Annotated in this window: 14 protein-coding genes; 12 read left to right on the forward strand and 2 right to left on the reverse strand. The window is 68.3% G+C overall.

The features are described from left to right. Nucleotides 1-38 precede the first annotated feature (38 nt). The 7 genes from urtB to ACFQ7C_RS12020 are packed head-to-tail and all read left to right on the forward strand — an operon-like array spanning nucleotide 39 to nucleotide 6,483. The gene (gene urtB, locus ACFQ7C_RS11990; protein ID WP_378901049.1) at nucleotides 39-923 is read left to right on the forward strand and encodes an urea ABC transporter permease subunit UrtB; all 885 of its coding nucleotides are present in this window, start codon (nucleotides 39-41) and stop codon (nucleotides 921-923) included. Then, nucleotides 920-2,056, forward strand: coding sequence for an urea ABC transporter permease subunit UrtC (urtC, locus tag ACFQ7C_RS11995; RefSeq protein WP_378901052.1), 1,137 nt, complete (start codon nucleotides 920-922; stop codon nucleotides 2,054-2,056). The genes urtB and urtC overlap by 4 nt, the downstream gene beginning before the upstream one ends. Beyond that, nucleotides 2,053-2,874, forward strand: coding sequence for an ABC transporter ATP-binding protein (locus ACFQ7C_RS12000; protein WP_378901056.1), 822 nt, complete (start codon nucleotides 2,053-2,055; stop codon nucleotides 2,872-2,874). The genes urtC and ACFQ7C_RS12000 overlap by 4 nt, the downstream gene beginning before the upstream one ends. After that, entirely contained in the window at nucleotides 2,874-3,554 is a 681-nt protein-coding gene (gene urtE / locus ACFQ7C_RS12005) for an urea ABC transporter ATP-binding subunit UrtE (RefSeq protein ID WP_378901059.1), read from the forward strand. Before ACFQ7C_RS12000 ends, urtE begins: the two co-directional genes overlap by 1 nt. Nucleotides 3,555-3,614: 60 nt before the next feature. Further along, nucleotides 3,615-5,333 carry a purine-cytosine permease family protein gene (locus tag ACFQ7C_RS12010; RefSeq protein ID WP_378901062.1) on the forward strand — a complete coding sequence of 573 codons (1,719 nt, stop codon included), beginning with the start codon at nucleotides 3,615-3,617 and terminating at the stop codon, nucleotides 5,331-5,333. Further along, nucleotides 5,333-5,896 (forward strand): TetR family transcriptional regulator, encoded by a 564-nt coding sequence (locus ACFQ7C_RS12015; protein WP_378901065.1) that lies wholly within the window; start codon nucleotides 5,333-5,335, stop codon nucleotides 5,894-5,896. Before ACFQ7C_RS12010 ends, ACFQ7C_RS12015 begins: the two co-directional genes overlap by 1 nt. Beyond that, nucleotides 5,896-6,483 carry a helix-turn-helix domain-containing protein gene (locus ACFQ7C_RS12020; RefSeq protein ID WP_378901068.1) on the forward strand — a complete coding sequence of 196 codons (588 nt, stop codon included), beginning with the start codon at nucleotides 5,896-5,898 and terminating at the stop codon, nucleotides 6,481-6,483. Before ACFQ7C_RS12015 ends, ACFQ7C_RS12020 begins: the two co-directional genes overlap by 1 nt. A gap of 74 nt (nucleotides 6,484-6,557) precedes the next feature. Here the strand turns inward: ACFQ7C_RS12020 and ACFQ7C_RS12025 are convergent, their stop codons facing one another. Both ACFQ7C_RS12025 and ACFQ7C_RS12030 read right to left on the reverse strand, forming a co-directional pair. Continuing rightward, on the reverse strand, nucleotides 6,558-7,010 hold the full coding sequence (locus tag ACFQ7C_RS12025) for a nucleoside deaminase (protein WP_378901071.1): 453 nt from the start codon (nucleotides 7,008-7,010) through the stop codon (nucleotides 6,558-6,560). 66 nt (nucleotides 7,011-7,076) lie between these two features. Beyond that, nucleotides 7,077-7,805, reverse strand: coding sequence for a FadR/GntR family transcriptional regulator (locus ACFQ7C_RS12030; RefSeq protein WP_378901074.1), 729 nt, complete (start codon nucleotides 7,803-7,805; stop codon nucleotides 7,077-7,079). A gap of 268 nt (nucleotides 7,806-8,073) precedes the next feature. Here ACFQ7C_RS12030 and ACFQ7C_RS12035 point away from each other — a divergent pair, with 268 nt between their 5' ends. Genes ACFQ7C_RS12035 through ACFQ7C_RS12055 form a run of 5 tightly spaced genes read left to right on the forward strand, consistent with a single transcriptional unit; the run spans nucleotide 8,074 to nucleotide 13,367 of the window. Further along, complete coding sequence (locus ACFQ7C_RS12035) at nucleotides 8,074-8,991, forward strand: ABC transporter permease (RefSeq protein ID WP_378901076.1); 918 nt, start codon at nucleotides 8,074-8,076, stop codon at nucleotides 8,989-8,991. Further along, entirely contained in the window at nucleotides 8,988-9,884 is an 897-nt protein-coding gene (locus ACFQ7C_RS12040) for an ABC transporter permease (protein WP_378901079.1), read from the forward strand. Before ACFQ7C_RS12035 ends, ACFQ7C_RS12040 begins: the two co-directional genes overlap by 4 nt. Continuing rightward, nucleotides 9,881-10,936 carry an ABC transporter ATP-binding protein gene (locus ACFQ7C_RS12045; RefSeq protein ID WP_378901081.1) on the forward strand — a complete coding sequence of 352 codons (1,056 nt, stop codon included), beginning with the start codon at nucleotides 9,881-9,883 and terminating at the stop codon, nucleotides 10,934-10,936. The genes ACFQ7C_RS12040 and ACFQ7C_RS12045 overlap by 4 nt, the downstream gene beginning before the upstream one ends. Continuing rightward, a complete protein-coding gene (locus tag ACFQ7C_RS12050; protein ID WP_378901083.1) occupies nucleotides 10,933-11,784 on the forward strand; it encodes an ATP-binding cassette domain-containing protein in 852 nt (283 codons plus the stop codon). Before ACFQ7C_RS12045 ends, ACFQ7C_RS12050 begins: the two co-directional genes overlap by 4 nt. Nucleotides 11,785-11,840: 56 nt before the next feature. After that, entirely contained in the window at nucleotides 11,841-13,367 is a 1,527-nt protein-coding gene (locus ACFQ7C_RS12055; protein ID WP_378901085.1) for an ABC transporter substrate-binding protein, read from the forward strand. Nucleotides 13,368-13,401 lie beyond the last annotated feature (34 nt).

The following is a 13,401-nucleotide window of genomic DNA, read 5'->3' on the forward strand; positions in this document are numbered from 1 at the left end:
TCACCAGACCGCAATCGCACAGAAGGGAGTGACCGCACATGGATGCACTCATACCACCGCTGCTCAACGGCAGCGCCGTGGGTGCGCTGCTGCTGCTGGCAGCCCTCGGGCTCACGCTCATCTTCGGTCAGATGGGGGTGATCAACATGGCGCTCGGCGAGTTCATCATGGTCGGCGCCTTCGTCACCTATCTGACCCAGCTGGTCGTGCCCTCCAGCGACATCTCGATCCCGCTCGCGCTCCCCGCCGCCTTCCTCGTGGCCGGGCTCCTGGGGCTCCTGCTCGAGGTGAGCATCATCCAGTGGATGTACCGCCGGCCGCTCGACACCCTGCTCGCCACGGTCGGCGTCTCGCTGATCCTGCAGCAGGTCGCCCTGCAGATCTTCCCTGCCCAGGGCGTCCCGGTCGAGAATCCGGGGTGGCTGCAGGGTCAGATCGACATCTTCGGGTACGCGTGGCCCCTCCGCCAGGCGTTCACGATCGCGCTCGCGGGAGTGTGCGTCGCCGCGCTCGCCGCCTGGCTCAAGTACACCTCCTTCGGTCGCCGCATCCGTGCGACCGTGCAGAATCGCGACCTCGCCGAGACGGTCGGGGTGCGCACACGCAACGTCGACCGCATCACCTTCTTCGTCGGATCGGGTCTGGCCGGCGTGGCGGGAGTCGCGGCGTCTCTCATCGGCGGCACGAACTCCCAGATGGGAGTGCAGTACATCATCCCGGCCTTTCTGGTCGTGGTGGCCGGCGGGATCGGGCAGATCAAGGGCACCGTCATCGCTGCGTGGGTGATCGGCGTCGCCATGGCGTTCTTCGCCGACTGGACGAGCGGGAGCCTCGCACAGGTGCTCGCCTTCGTCCTCGTCGTGGTCTTCCTGCAGCTCCGCCCGCAAGGGCTCTTCACCGTCCGCACCAGGGGGTTGGCATGACCGAGCTGACGAAGATCGAACTCGCGAGCCCCGACCTGGCGAAGCCCGCGGCACGGAACCTCAACCCGTGGCTCTCGCTCATCGGCATCGCGGTGTTCGCAGTGCTTCTTCTGGTCGTCGCCCCTTCCGTGCTGTCGATGCACTGGATCAGCAATCTGGGCAAGTACTGCGCCTGGGCGATCGTCGCGGTGGGCATCGGGCTGGCGTGGGGGCGAGGCGGAATGCTCGTCATGGGGCAGGGCGTGTTCTTCGCGCTCGGCGCCTACTCGATGGCGATGCACATGACGCTCGAGACGGCCGGGCCCGATGCGACGCCGACCTTCATGATCCTGTACGACCCGCTGGCTGCCGTCCCCGCGTTCTGGGAGCCGTTCCGCAGCGAGTGGTTCACCGTGCTGGCCATCGTGCTGCTGCCCGTGATCGTGGCAGGGGTTCTCGGGTTCGCGCTGTTCAAGCGCCGCGTGAAAGGCGCGTACTTCGCGATCCTGACGCAGGCGCTCGCGGTCGCACTCGCCGTCCTGGTCAGTTCGACGATCCGCGAGACCGGCGGCGACACGGGACTCAGCGACTTCAAGTACTTCTTCGGCTACGTCCTGAACGACGACGCGAACAAGCTCATGATCTACATGATCACGGTGGCCCTGCTCATCGTGTGCATGCTCGTGGCCTGGCAGCTCTACCGCAGCCGCTTCGGCGAGCTCCTGCTCGCGACCCGCGACGCCGAGGATCGCGTGCGCTTCCTCGGCTACGACCCGGCGAACATCAAGCTGGTGGCGTTCGTCATCGCCGCCGTGATGGCCAGCATCGGCGGCGCGATGTTCGTGCCCCTCGTCGGCATCATCACGCCGCAGGAGATCGGCGCCTCCGCCTCGATCCTGTTCATCGCCGGTGTGGCGCTCGGCGGCCGCGCCTCGCTCTTCGGCCCGGTGCTGGGGGCGATGGCGATCGGCTGGGGCCAGTCGAGTCTCGCGTCGAGCTGGCCCGAAGGCTGGATCTACATCCTCGGTCTGCTGTTCATCCTGGTGACGCTGTTCCTCCCGAACGGGCTCGCCTCGCTCTTCGGCAGGATGTGGGGCGCGGTGCGGGCTCGGGCCGGCGGGCGGACCAAGGCAGACAAGGGGCTCGCAGCATGAGCGGGATCGAAACGACGCCTCCCGTCGCGGACGCCGGCGAGCCGCTGACTCCTGACGCCGAGACATCCGTGAAGGTGTCGAACCTCTCCGTGCGCTTCGACGAGTTCACGGCGGTGGATGACGTGAGCCTGCTGATGCTCAAGGGGCAGGTGCACTTCCTGATCGGGCCGAACGGCGCCGGCAAGACAACGCTCGTCGACGCGCTGACCGGGCTCGTCCCGGCCACGGGCACGGCGATGTACGACGGCATGAATCTGCTGTCGACGAAGACGAACAAGATCATCCGGGCGGGCGTGGGGCGAACGTTCCAGACCGCGACCGTCTTCGACGAGCTCTCGGTGCTGCAGAACCTCGACATCGCCGGTGGAGTCCATCGCAAGGCGTGGCGGCTGCCGCTCACGAGGCGCGGCGTGCCGTCGTATGTCGAGGACGCCCTCGAGACCATCGGGCTCACCGCGCAGCGAGACAAGCCGGCCGGCACCCTCGCGCACGGCCAGAAGCAGTGGCTCGAGATCGGCATGCTGCTCGTGCAGGACGCGAAGGTGATGTTCCTCGACGAGCCCGTCGCCGGCATGAACGCCGACGAGCGGGACGAGACCGGGCAGCTCCTGCGCCGCATCGGCGACGAGCGCACGATCATCGTCATCGAGCACGACATGGACTTCGTCCGCAGCTACGCCGAATGGGTCACCGTCATGCACATGGGAAAGCTCCTGACGGCGGGGACGGTCGAGCAGGTGCAGGCCGACAAGCGGGTCCAGGAGGTCTACCTCGGGTCCGCGGCGGATGCCGCCGTCGAAGGGAAGGGCGACCACTGATGCTCGAGATCAAGGGTGTCACCGCGGGATACGGGCGCACCAAGGTGCTCCACGACGTCACCGTCGAGATCCCGACCGGGCAGGCGGTGTCGGTCATGGGCCACAACGGCGCCGGCAAGACGACGCTGCTCCGCGTGGCCACGGGGCTGATTCCCGTGATGAGCGGCCAGGTGCTGCTCGACGGCGAGGACGTGACACGGATGCCTCCCTCCCGGCGGGTTCAGCGCGGTCTGGGCTATGTCCCCCAGGGGCAGCAGTCGTTCCCGCAGATGACGACGCTCGAGAATCTGCAGCTGGTGGCGAAGCGGCAGTCGGACATCGACGAGGTGTTCGACCTCTTCCCCGTCCTCAAGGAGCTGCTGGGGCGGCGCGCCGGCCTGCTGTCGGGCGGACAGCGCCAGCAGCTCGCGATCGCCCGCACCCTGCTGACGAAGCCGAGGCTCCTCGTGCTCGACGAGCCCACGGAGGGCATCCAGCCGAACATCGTCGCCGACATCGAGCGCGTCATCATCGACCTCACCCGCCGTGGCGACCTCTCGGTGCTGCTCGTCGAGCAGCACGTCGGTTTCGCGCTGCGGTCCACGAACACGTTCTACGTGCTGCAGTCCGGCCGGATCAGGATCACCGGCGAGGGAGGGGCCGGCGCCGTCGACGCGGTGCGCGACGCGATGGCGATCTGAATCAGATCGATTCCCCGCTGCAACGCGCACGAAACACCCTCGCGGCAGAATCCAGACATCGTGGATGTCCTGGAGGTGAGCGTGGTTGCGCCGGGCGTGAGGGCCGGCGTGCGAGGCGGGGATGCGCGCGCTGCGGCCGAGGACAGCCTGGAGGATTATGCCTTCCGGTACGTGCCGCGCTCGTTCCGGCGCTGGAGCGCCTTGTCCGTCGGCGGCACCGCGCTGGGATCGATCGCCTTCCTCGCCGACTTCTCGATCGGCGCGAGCGTCGGACTCGAGCACGGCACGACGAACGCCGTGCTCGGCATCCTTCTCGCCTCCGTCATCATCTTCCTGGTCGGATTCCCCGTCGCGTACTACGCGGCGCGGTACAACCTGGACCTCGATCTCATCGCCCGCGGCTCGGGCTTCGGCTACCACGGCTCGATCATCACGACCGTGGTCTTCGCCGGCTTCACATGCATCTTCTTCGCGCTCGAGGGCGCGATCATGGCCCAGGGCCTGGAGGTCGCGGTGGGGATCCCGCTGCCCGTCGGGTACGTGATCTCCACGGTGGTCGTGATCCCGATCGTGATCTACGGCATGCGGGCGCTCGAACGGCTGCAGTTCTGGACCACCCCGCTCTGGCTCGCGCTCGCGCTGCTTCCGCTCATCTGGGTCGTGTTCACCCAGCCCGACGCGGTGACCGAGTTCATCGGGTTCACCGGCGCCTCCGACGGCACCGTGAGCTTCAGCGCCATCGTCGCGAGCGCAGCGGTGTGCTTCGCCTTGACCCCGCAGCTCGCCGAGCAGATCGACTACATCCGCGTGATGCCGCCCCGCACCGCCGTGAACTCGCGGTCGTGGTGGGCCGCGTTCGTCTTCAGCGGTCCTGGCTGGGTGATCTTCAGCGGGACCAAGCAGGTGATCGGGCTCTTCCTCGCGGTCTACCTCGTGACGAAGGTGGATCCGACGATCGCGGACCGTGCTGTCGAGCCGGTGAAGCAGTTCCTCGGAATGTACCGATCGCTTCTGCCGGACTGGACCGCCCTCGCGCTCGCTCTCCTGCTCATCGTGATCGCTCAGGTCAAGATCAACGTGACGAACGCCTACTCCGGCTCACTCGCCTGGTCGAACGTGTACACACGCGTGAAGAAGCGCTACCCGGGCCGGACCGTCTTCGTGCTCTTCAATCTCGCGATCGCGCTCTCGCTCATGCTGATGGACGTGTTCAGTCTCATCTCGTTCGTCCTGAGTCTCTACGCGAACGTCGTCATGGCATGGTTCGTGACGATCTCCGCCGACATCGTGATCAACAAGCACCTGCTGCGGCTCTCCCCGCTCTTCCCGGAGTTCCGCCGCGGAATGCTCCACAACTGGAATCCCGTGGGCCCCGTCTCCGTGGGCCTGGCCTCCCTGCTCTCGTTGCTGTGCTTCGCCGGCGCGTTCGGTCCGGCGATGCAGCCTTTCTCCGTACTCGTTGCCATCGGCGTCGCCGTCGTCGTCACCCCGCTCATGGCGGTCGTGACCCGCGGCCGGTACTACCTCCGCCGCACATCGGACGGCATCCCGACGCCGATCCTCGACAGCGACGGCAATCCGTCCGGCGAGCGGCTGCGCTGCCACGTCACCGGCTACACCTTCGAGCGGCCGGATATGCTGGCCTCGGCCGAGACAGGTCCGCGAGGCGAGCTGCAGTTCGTCTCGTCCCTGGCACTGACGCTCGACGACTCCGACCGATACGTCCTCCCGGCGGAGCCGGCGACGCCCCATCGAGACGGGCGGGGAAGGATGCTGTGATGGACGAGGTCGTCGACACCCCGTCTGCGATCCTCGCGAGCGCCGCCCTGCTGCTGCGACAGCGCACCTTCGAGGATGTCTCCTACCTCGAGCTCGCCGAGGCGGCGGCCGTGTCGGAGCGCACGATCTACCGTCGCTTCCCGACGAGGTCGCACCTCCTCGAGGCACTGGCACGCTGGATCGAGGCCGAGCACTTCCCGGTCCCGGAGTTCCGCACGGCGACCGAGTTCCGTGAGGCGGTGCGCGCGCGCTTCCGCGCCTACGACGCCGAACCGGCCTTCGCCTTCGTCGCAGCCCGCGGCGGTGCACTGTCCCCGACCGGGGACGAATCCGTCGCGCCGATCACCGAGGCGATCGTGGCGATGATCGACGCCACGGCGCCCACCCTGAATCGCCGCGACGCGCGGCGTGCCGCAGCATCCCTCCGCTACTTCGCCTCACCGATGTTCTGGGCGCGGATGCGGACCGGATTCGACATGAGCGCCGAAGAGACGTTCCAGGTGTTCGATCTCGCCGTGCGCCGGGTGCTCCCCGCGGCGACCGAGGCGAATCGGGCCGCGTAGTGCCCACGCCCGTGCCCGCACCGGAGGTCTCGGGGACGCAGGCCGCGATCCTCGCCGCCTACGCCGAGCTGATCGAGGAGGTCGGTACCGATGATGTGTCGTTCCGCCTGATCGCGCTGCGCGCGGGCGTCGGGGAGCGCACGGTCTTCCGCTACTACCCGACCCGCGTCGACCTCCTTCTGGCGACGTCGGCGTGGATCGAGCGGACCATCTTCACGCGCGCGGAGTCGGACTCGATCTTCGACGTGCCGATCGCGATCCGCGAGGCGATGGAGGCGTATGACCGCCGTCCCGAGCTGGCGCACGTGGTCGCCGAGACCGCGATGCGGGGCGTGAACGGCGCGGACCCCGTTCCCCTCCGCGCCGAGTTCGATGGGATGCTGCGCCGCGAGGTGCCATCTCTGGGCGACGACGATCGCCGGGCCGTCGTGGCGGCGCTCTGCCACCTCGACTCCTCCGCGACCTGGGTGACGATGCGGCGGGAGCTGGGGATGAGCGGTCGCGACATCGCCGACGCCGCGACCTGGGCCGCCGAAGCGATCCTGGACCCGATCCGCGATCTCGGCGGCGCGAACGGCGCGGCGTAGGCGGACGGCTGCCGCGGGGCCATCGATCAGGGGTGCGACCTGCGCTCGGCGGGTCACACCCCTGACGCGCGTTGCTACTTCTTCCAGGCGGAGCGGAGTCCCTCGAGGTACTCGATCGACTCGGCGTCGTCGATGCGGTGCACCTCGTGGCCGAGCTCTTCCAGGGAGGCGGCGCCGCCCGTGCCGGTGGCAGCGCCGATGATGACGCGCGAGATGCCGAACTGGCGGATCAGGCCGGAGCAGTACCAGCAGGGCTCGGCCGTGGTCACCATCGTGGTGCCGGCGTAGGACTCGCGGTACGCAGCATCCGAGAAGGCCTGCGTCTCGGCGTGTGCGGAGACGTCTCCGAGCTGGGCGAACCGATTGCGCCCGCGCCCGAGGATCTCGCCGTCGGGGCCGACGAGCACCGAGCCGATGGGCTGGCCGCCTTCGTCCTTTCCGGCGCGGGCCTCCTCCAGCGCGATGTCCATCCAGGCCCGGGCGGTCTCAGGGGTGATCTCGACGATGTCGGTGGCGGTGTCGGTCATGGTGGTGCGTCCTTTCTTGGGGGATTCCCGATGGGGGCGGTGACCGACGACGGTGTCGGGTGGGGTTCAGTGCGAGGCGTCGTCGTACGCGGGATCGGTGATGTCGCGGACTCGGCGAAGGTGCTCGAGCGTGACCGCAGCGGCGAGGTCGGCGTCGCCGCTGCGCACCGCCTCGAGGATCCGCGCGTGGTCGCTGTTGGCGGCATCCCACGTTCCCGGCTTGGGCTGCAGCATGTTCGGACGTGAGATGGCGAGGACCGGCGCGAGCATCAGCTCCATCACCGCGTTGCCCGTTGCGCTGAGCAGCCGCAGGTGGAACTCGTGGCTGTGCTCGCCGCGAGACCAGCCCGTATGGTCGTCGCGTTCGGCATCGACGATCGCCTGGAGGTCTGCGAGATCCTGCTCGCTGCGCCGGAGCGCAGCCTGCCGCGCGCACGGGACCTCGAGCATGATGCGGGCCTCGGCGAGATCGGCGGCGGAGATGGAATCACTGCTCACCAGCAGTCCGAGGCGGGACTCGAGATAGTCGCTGACGTCCTCGGGCGCGACCTGGGCGACGAAGGTGCCCCCGTTGACGCCTCGTTCGGTGCGGACGAGGCCGGCGGAGCTCAGCATCCGCAGGGCCTCTCGCACCGTGTTGCGGGAGACGCCGAACGCGGCGCCGAGCGAGGACTCGACGGGGAGGCGCTCCCCAGGTGCGAGGGATCCGTTCAGGATCAGAAGCTTCAACTGCCCCGCGACCTGATCGTAGGCAGGTCTGATTCGGGCGACGTCGATGTCGGCGTCGAGCGGCATGCGGTCTCCTTCCCCCAGGTCGGCTCTCAGAACGATAGCCGTCGTCAGGAGCGAGGGCAAGGCAAATGTCCAATGTTTTTGGGTTCTCATGCAGCTGCGGGAAATCGCGGGTCTTGAAACGTCTTCGAGCGCCGGAGTTTACAAACGCGAAACCACCGACCGCGATGGTCTCGGTAAGAATCGAGCCACGACGCAATACGTCCAATGTTTTCACCCGGCTCGATGGGGAGCTGATCCGCAGAGATCCGACCCACTGAGAGGAGAGGCGATGCCGACCTACATCGCCCGCAAGATCGGCCAGGCGATCGTGACGGTGTTCGCCGTCCTGACCATCGGGTTCTTCCTCGGCAGGCTCTCGGGGAAGCCGGGCGCGCTGATCCTTCCCGAAGGAGCCACCCAGCAGGAGATCGACGCGTTCAACGCAGCCCTGGGCTTCGACAAGCCGCTCTGGCAGCAGTACCTGGACTTCCTCGCGGGGCTGTTCACCGGCACCGTGGGCGACTCCTACCGTCAGAAGGTCCCGGCGCTCGACCTCCTGATCGACCGGGTGCCTGCGACGTTCCAGCTGGCGATCACCTCCTTCGCCATCGGGCTCGGCGCTGCGATGCTCGTGGCCCTTCTGATCTTCGTCACCCGGTGGAACTGGCTGCGGCTGGCACTGCTGTGGCTCGGCTCGCTGCGCCAGGCGATCCCCGACTTCCTGTTCGGAGTCCTGCTCGCCTTCGTCTTCTCGGTACTCCTGGGCTGGTTGCCGTCCTTGGGGAACCAGGGTCCGCAGAGTCTCGTGCTGCCGGTGGCTTGCCTGGCGACAGCTCAGTTCGCGCTGTACCTGCGGCTGATCGGATCCGCGCTCGGCGAGCAGCAGGGCATGGACTACGTGCGGGCCAGCTATGCCAAAGGCCAGTCGCATCGCGCCGTGGTGGTGGCCCAGATGACCCCGAATGCCCTCGTGCCCGTGCTGACGATCGCGGGCCTCAACCTCGGCGGCCTGCTCGGCGGCACCGTCATCGTCGAAGCCGTCTTCGCGTGGCCGGGGATGGGCCAGGTGCTGCTGCAGGCGGTGAACGGCCGCGACTTCCCGGTGGTGCTCGCGGGACTCGCCGTCGTGGCGGTGTTCTTCGTCCTGGTGAATCTGATCGTCGACCTGATCACCGCGTCCATCGACCCGAGAGTGAGACTCGCATGACCGTCGCCGTCTCCCGCTTCGCAGTGCCGGCGCTCGGCCGGCGCAGGCGCCAACGCGCGCTTCGACCGAGCGGAACGGTCCCGATGTACATCGGCATCGCGCTCCTGTCTTCGATCGTCCTCCTCATCGTGGTCGTCCCGTTCCTGCCGATCTACGACCCCTTCGAACAGGATCTGGTCGACGCGATGATGCCTCCTTTCGTTGATGCCGACCACCCGCTCGGCACCGACTCGCTGGGACGCGACGTGCTCAGCCGGCTGTCCCTCGCCGGCTTGGTGTCGGTCGGCATCGCCGTCACGGTCGTCGTCATCAACTTCGTCATCGGCGTCACTCTGGGACTCATCGCCGGCTACCGCGGTGGCCTGCTGGACTCGGGGATCGGCGCACTGTCCGACGTGCAGCTCGCGATGCCGGTGGTCATCCTCCTCATCGCCCTGTCGGCGGTGTTCGGTCCGAGCACCCAGCTGATGGTCATCACGCTGGGGCTCACCTACTGGGTCGGATACGCCCGCGTCGCACGCGCATTGGCGATGGGGCTGCGCGACCGTGACTTCGTGGTCTCGCCGCTCACGCAGGGCGGGTCGCACGGACGCACCGTGTTCACCCATGTGCTTCCGCAGGTGCTGCCGCAGATGGCCGTCATCGCGTCGTTCGACATCGCGGTCATCGTCGGGATCGAGTCCTCGCTGGACTACCTCGGACTCGGCGTGCAGCCGCCCGTGCCGAGCTGGGGCGCCATGATCACCGAAGGCCAGAAGTACCTGCAGATCAACCCGTGGCTCGTCATCCTCCCGGGTCTGGCGCTCTTCGTCCTCGTCGCCGGCATGCAGTTCCTGAGCCAGCGCTTCACGACCGAATCGGTCGCCCCCGCTCGGAAGGGAGTGCGCCGATGAGCGCCGACCAGACGCCCGTCCTCGAGGTGGAGAACCTCGTGGTCGAGGCCGACACCGCGTACGGACCCATCGCCCTCGTGGACGACGTCAGCTTCTCGGTCGCTCCGGGGGAGGTGCTGAGCCTGGTGGGGGAGTCGGGATCGGGAAAGTCCATCACGATGCTCGCTGTGATGGGGCTGCTCCCGCCCGGCACCCGGGTCGCCTCCGGACGGATCAGGTTCCAAGGCGCGGACCTTCTCGACCTGGACGAGCGCTCGCTGAACGACTTGCGCGGCGGGAGCCTCGCGATGGTCTTCCAAGACCCGATGACCACGCTGAACCCGGTCCGTCGCGTCGGATCTCAGCTCGCCGAAGGGGTCCGCCTCCACGATCGCTCGATCGGGCGAGCGGGTGCGCGGCGCCGGGTGGTCGAGCTGCTCGAGAGCGTCGGCATCCCGGATGCGGCCGCCAAGGCGCGGGACTATCCGCACCAGTGGTCGGGCGGCATGCGACAGCGAGCGCTGATCGCCGGCGCGATGGCGCACGATCCGGCGCTGCTCATCGCCGACGAACCCACGACGGCGCTCGACGTCACGATCCAGGCCCAGGTCATGCGGGTGCTCGCCGCGTCCCGCGCGGCGTCGGGTTCGGCGATGATCCTCATCACCCACGACCTCGGGCTCGTCGCCCAGGTCGCCGACCGTGTCGCGGTCATGTACAGCGGTCGCATCGTCGAGACCCATGATGTGTACCGCATCTTCGACGGGCCGCAGCATCCGTACACCGCCGGCCTGCTCGCGAGCGTGCTCAGCCTCGAGACCGCCGGGGGTGCGGCGTACGCGATTCCCGGCCAGCCGCCCACTCCTGCCGGCCGCGGGGCAGGCTGCCCGTTCCAGCCGCGATGCGAGATCGGACGTGATCGCGACGAGTGCGGAACCCGGCCCCACCTGATCGGCGCCGAGGGCGGGTCGCTCGCCTGCCATTTCCCCCTCGTCGACGGTTCGCTGCCCGTCGGCGCACCGATACCCACCATCGCGCCCGCAGTGCTCGCCTCGGAGGTGAAGGCGTCATGACCGCCCTGCTCGAACGCCGACGACTGCGCCGCATGTCCTCCGAGTCCGAGGCGATCGCGGACCGACCGCTCGCCCTCGAGGTCATCGACGTGCACAAGCACTTCCGCAAGCGAGTCGGCTTCACGACCGAGACCTTCCAGGCCGTCGCAGGGGTGTCCCTCGCGGTCGAGCCCGGCGAGACGGTGGGGCTCGTGGGTGAGTCGGGATGCGGCAAGTCCACGCTCGTGCGCACGATCCTCGGTCTCCACGAGCCCACTTCCGGGACGGTCCGCGTGATGGGCGCCGACGTGAACGCGTGGGGCAGCCGCGAGCGAGCCAAGGCCCGTTCGAACGCGCAGGTCGTCTTCCAGGACCCCTACTCCTCACTGGACCCGCGCATGTCGGCGAAGAACATCGTGGCGGAGCCGCTGCGCCTGCACCGCCGGTACTCGGAGGCGCGCGTCAAGGAGCTGTTCGACTGGGTCGGGTTGCCCTGGGAGTACGCGCCCCGCAAGGCGGCCGCGTTCTCGGGCGGGCAGCGCCAGCGCATCGGCATCGCGCGTGCGCTCGCCCTGCGGCCTCGCCTCGTGATCCTCGACGAGCCCGTCTCCGCGCTGGACGTGTCGATCCAGGCGCAGATCATCAACCTCCTGGCGGAGCTCCAGCGCGAGCTCGGCGTCTCATATCTGTTCGTCGCGCACGACCTGTCGGTCGTCCGGCACGTGTCGCACCGCGTCGCGGTCATGCGGCGCGGCCGGATCGTCGAACAAGGACCCACCGAGGAGATCTTCCTGGCACCCCAGGACGACTACACGCGCACGCTGCTGTCCGCGATCCCGACCCCCGACCCACGACGTCGGCCGAGCTGACGAGCTCGATGCACCACCCGCTCCCTGCATCACGCCTCCACCCGAAAAGGATTCACATGTCCCGCAATCGCACCAGGTGGGCGCTCGGCGCCCTGTCTTCGATCGCAGCCGTCGCGCTGCTCACCGCATGCGCCGGAACACCCTCGCCCGGCAGCAGCAGCGAGTCCGCCACCTCGGTCACCGTGGCCATCACCCAGGACCCTGAGAACCTCAACCCCGTCGTCGGCGGGTCCTTCGGCGCGCTGAGCCTCGAGTTCAACCTGTTCGACCAGCTCGCCGAGATCAACACCGACGGAAGCGTCGGGCCCCGCGCCGCGTCCGAGTGGACCTCCAACGACGACTTCACCGTCTGGGACTTCACACTGCGCGACGACATCGTCTTCCACGACGGGTCCACGATGACCGCCGCCGACGTGGTCTTCTCCTTCGAGGAGGTGCTCGCCGACCCCGACAGCAACCGCAAACTGTGGCTGACCGACATGACGTCCGTCGAGGCGGTCGACGACACGCACGTGCGCTTCACCCTTTCCAGTCCGTTCTCCGAGTGGCCGCGCCAGACGACGCTCATCTCGATCGTCCCCCAGGCCGCTTACGAGGAGCTCGGAGCCGACGGCTTCAACGAGCAGCCCGTCGGCTCGGGGCCGTTCCAGTTCGTGAGCTGGCAGCGCGGGCAGTCCGTCGTCGTCGAGAAGTTCGACGACTACTTCGCGGGCGCGCCCGCCCTCGACACGGTCGAGTTCGTGCCGGTCCCCGCCGACGACGCCCGGGTCACCGGCGTGCAGTCGGGGACGGTCGACATCGCCTCGATCCCCACAGCCCAGATCCCCGCGGTCGAGGCCACCGGCGGTGCGGAGGTGCGTGAGATCCCCAGCCACCAGGTCGTGTACCTCGGCTTCAACACCGAGAGCGGGCCGCTCGCCGACGCCGCCCTGCGCACTGCCTTCCTCCAGGCGATCGACCGCGAGGCGATCGTGGACACGATCCTGGACGGCCGCGCCGAGCCGAACAGCCAACTCGTCGCCCCGACGGTGGTGGGCTTCTCCGACACTCTCGAGCCGGTCGAGTACGACCCTGCCGCGGCCGAGGCGGCTCTCCAAGCGGCGGGATACGCCGGCGAGGAGATCCCGTTCCAGTACGCGCTCGACGGGGTGATCCCGCTCGGCGCGGAACTGGCGCAGGCGATCGCCGGCCAGCTCAGCGAGGTCGGAGTCAACGTGAAGCTCGAGGGAACCGACAACGCCAGCTACGACATCATCAACCGCGAGCACGGTCTGACGGGCCTGTTCCTCGGCCAGTTCTCGCCGTCGATCCTCGACGCCGGCCTTCCGTTGCGGTTCCTCTTCTCTGCCGAGGCGACCAACTACTTCGACGACGCCGAGATCGAGCAGCTCGTGGTGGATCAGAAGGCGGTGGCGGATGCTGCGCGGCTGGAGGTCATCTCGCAGATCTGGGAGATCAACCAGGAGAACGGCTACGTCGCGCCCCTGTACACGCCGACCGCCGCCTATGGAGTGAACCCTGCGGTGGTCTGGGAGCCCCGCCCCGATGGCCTCTTCATCATGAAGGACGCCGAAATCCAGTGATCCACGCAGGGGGCGGCGGACGACCCGCCGCCCC

The sequence above is a fragment of the Microbacterium sp. NPDC056569 genome (assembly GCF_042793475.1).
Classification (GTDB): Bacteria; Actinomycetota; Actinomycetes; order Actinomycetales; family Microbacteriaceae; genus Microbacterium.